This is a genomic window from Streptomyces sp. SID11385 (assembly GCF_010548245.1).
In the GTDB taxonomy this organism is placed as follows: Bacteria; Actinomycetota; Actinomycetes; order Streptomycetales; family Streptomycetaceae; genus Streptomyces.
Map to the genome: position 1 here is coordinate 1 of NZ_JAAGLR010000667.1, position 2,922 is coordinate 2,922.

General features: G+C 72.0%; 4 protein-coding genes. 2 read left to right on the top strand and 2 right to left on the bottom strand.

The features are described 5' to 3' along the window. Window positions 1-170: 170 nt before the first annotated feature. Window positions 171-776, top strand: a complete 606-nt coding sequence (locus G3I42_RS20390; protein ID WP_164287946.1) for a MarC family protein — start codon at window positions 171-173, stop codon at window positions 774-776. Between the two features lie 118 nt (window positions 777-894). On the opposite strand, the gene G3I42_RS37045 is transcribed toward G3I42_RS20390, so the two are convergent. Continuing rightward, window positions 895-1,047 carry a hypothetical protein gene (locus tag G3I42_RS37045; RefSeq protein ID WP_203607069.1) on the bottom strand — a complete coding sequence of 51 codons (153 nt, stop codon included), beginning with the start codon at window positions 1,045-1,047 and terminating at the stop codon, window positions 895-897. A gap of 316 nt (window positions 1,048-1,363) precedes the next feature. Here G3I42_RS37045 and G3I42_RS20395 point away from each other — a divergent pair, with 316 nt between their 5' ends. Continuing rightward, window positions 1,364-2,296, top strand: a complete 933-nt coding sequence (locus G3I42_RS20395; RefSeq protein WP_164287948.1) for an NYN domain-containing protein — start codon at window positions 1,364-1,366, stop codon at window positions 2,294-2,296. A gap of 46 nt (window positions 2,297-2,342) precedes the next feature. Here G3I42_RS20395 and G3I42_RS20400 read toward each other — a convergent pair. Continuing rightward, window positions 2,343-2,922: alpha/beta hydrolase (locus G3I42_RS20400; protein WP_164287950.1), on the bottom strand; the 580-nt coding region annotated here is incomplete at its 5' end.

The window sequence follows — 2,922 nt, forward strand, 5'->3', positions numbered from 1 at the left end:
CGCGCGCCGCCACGCCACCCCGTACCGGGGCCGGGCGCGGCGGCGCGTCGCGGGGCGTGCGCTTCGTCATGGTTCAGGGTGCCGGTACGCGCCCCTCGCACGCCGCCCCTCCCCGTACACCGCCCCCGCCGTGCCCGCAGCGCGCCGGGGAACCTCCCGCAAGGCCCCACGTGTTCGACTTCGCCGTCTTCGGCTCGCTCTTCCTGACCCTCTTCGTGATCATGGACCCGGTCGGGATCGCGCCGATCTTCCTCGCGCTGACCGCCGGGCGCCCCGCCGCGAAACAGCGCCGCATGGCCTTCCAGGCGGTGTGCGTCGCCTTCGGCGTCATCGTCGTCTTCGGCCTCCTCGGTCAGCAGATCCTCGACTACCTGCACGTCTCGATCCCCGCGCTGATGATCTCCGGCGGGCTGCTCCTGCTGCTCATCGCCCTCGACCTGCTCACCGGCAAGACGGACGAGCCCCAGCAGACCAAGGACGTCAACGTCGCCCTCGTCCCGCTCGGGATGCCGCTGCTCGCGGGGCCGGGCGCGATCGTGCAGGTCATCCTCGCCGTGCAGCACGCCGACTCGGCGAGCGGGCAGGCCGCCGTGTGGGTCGCGATCCTCGCGATGCACCTCGTGCTGTGGGCGACGATGCGGTACTCGCTCGGCATCGTCCGCGTCATCAAGGACGGCGGTGTCGTGCTCGTGACCCGCCTCGCCGGGGTGATGCTCTCCGCGATCGCGGTCCAGCAGGTCATCAACGGGATCACGCAGGTCGTCAAGGGCGCGTGAGCCGTCCCGCAGGGGCGTCCCGCACGCACGAGGGCCCCCGTCCGGCGTGTGCCGGGCGGGGGCCCTGAGTCGTCATCAACAACGCGGCGGCCGTGCGGAGGCCGTCGCGGAAACGGCGTTACGAAGCCGGAGCCTCTGCCGGGCGGATGTAGAGCCGCTGACCGATCTCGGCCGCCTGCTGAACGATCCGCTTGACGGAGGCCGCGTCCACGATCGTGCTGTCCACTGCGGAACCGGTCACGTCGTCGAGGCGCATGATCTCGAAGCGCATGGGGCTTCTCCCTTCGTCCGGGTGATCCTCCAAAGGAGAACTGTGATGCGAGGGTCTGGACCCCAGTCTCGCCCTCGTATCCGGCACAGGACGTTGCCCGTCCGTTACGAGTGGATTGCGAGACTCGGATACCCCCGCTCCGAATGGGTACAACGAGTTGCCCTGAGCAAACATTCCCTTGGCTAAGGAAAACATTCGCCGTCCTAAATACTTGACAGGCGAGGGACCGCCCGCTCCCCCTCGCTCCCGCCGCACACCTGCGCACCACCCCGCGCGGTTGTGCGCGCCCCGCGCCGATCGGGACAATGAGCCCCCTATGAACCAGGAATCCGTGGACACCGGTACCCGACTCGACCGCATCGACCGGCTCCTCGCCCAGATCGCGGGGGAACTCGCCGGAGCCGCGACGCACGCGATCTTCGTCGACGCCGGGTACCTCTACGCGGCGGCGGGCCGGCTCGTCACGGGTTCGGAGGACCGCAAGGGATTCGAACTCGACGCCCAGGGCCTGATCGACGCGCTCGTCGACTGCGCGAGCCACGTCTTCCCGCACAGCAGGCTCCTGCGCGTCTACTGGTACGACGGCGCCCGGCGCCGTATCCACACCGCCGAACAGCAGTCCATCGCCGAGCTTCCCGACGTCAAGGTCCGGCTCGGCAACCTCAACGCGAACAACCAGCAGAAGGGCGTGGACTCCCTCATCCGCGGCGACCTCGAATCCCTCGCCCGCCACCGCGCCATCGGCGACGCCGTCCTCCTCGGCGGCGACGAGGACCTCGTCCCCGCCGTCGAGGCCGCGCAGGACTTCGGCGCGCGCGTCCACCTGTGGGGCATCGAGGCCCCCGAGGGCCTGCGCAACCAGGCCGACCCGCTCCTGTGGGAGGTCGACACGCAGCGCACCCTCGACCTCGCCTTCCTCAAGCCGTACGTGACCCGCCGCACCGTCGTCACCTTCGACGACGCCGTCGTGCCCCGCCCCACCTGGGACGACGTCCACTTCGTCGGCAAGCGCGTCGCCGCCACCTGGTACAGCACCAAGGGCCCCGAATCCCTCGCCGCACTCCTTCCCGGCCCCTACCTGCCGGGCCCGGTCGACCAGGACCTCCTCATCGAGGCCGAAGCGCTCCTCCAGTACTCCCTGCGCGCCCAGCCCGACCTGCGCCGCGCCCTGCGCGACGGCTTCTGGGAACACGTGCGGACCCTCTTCCCGACGACGGACAGCGGGCCGGAAGCGGGGGCGTGGGGCTGAGACGGGGGGCTGAGACGGGGGCTGAGAGGCCGGGCGGCCGGGGGCCTCACGCCGCCGGGTGCGCGTCCCAGAAGGCGAGCAGCGCCTCGGCCGTCTCCTTCGGGCGGTCCGTGTTGGGGGAGTGGCCCGCTCCCGCGACACGGGTCCGGGGCGCCCCGAGCCGCAGCGCCATCGCGTCCAGCCACTCCACCGGCCACGTGTCGTCGCTCTCGCCGGACACGACATGCACCGGGACCCCGCTCGCGGCCAGCTCGGCGACCCGGTCCGGCTCGGTCGCCAACTGCTTTCCCGTGGTGAGGAGTTGCACGGTACGGGTACGGAGCCACCGCTCCCGCAGCCGCAGGTCCCGCTCGGTGACCGGGCGGGCGGCGGCCTCGGCGGCCGCGGGGGACTCCAGCGCCGCCATCGCCTCCCACACCGCGCCCTTCTCCATCGCGCCGAGCGCCTGCGAGAGCAGCGCGAGCTTCTCGATCTGCCCCTGCGAGGTCGCGGCGGGCCCGGCGGACATGATCGTGAGGCTCGCGAAAAGGGCGGGCTCGGCGATCACGGCGGCGCGCGCGATGAGCCCCCCGAGCGAGTGCCCCAGCAGGTGCGCCCGCCCGCCCGGCGCCCGCCCGCCCAGCGCC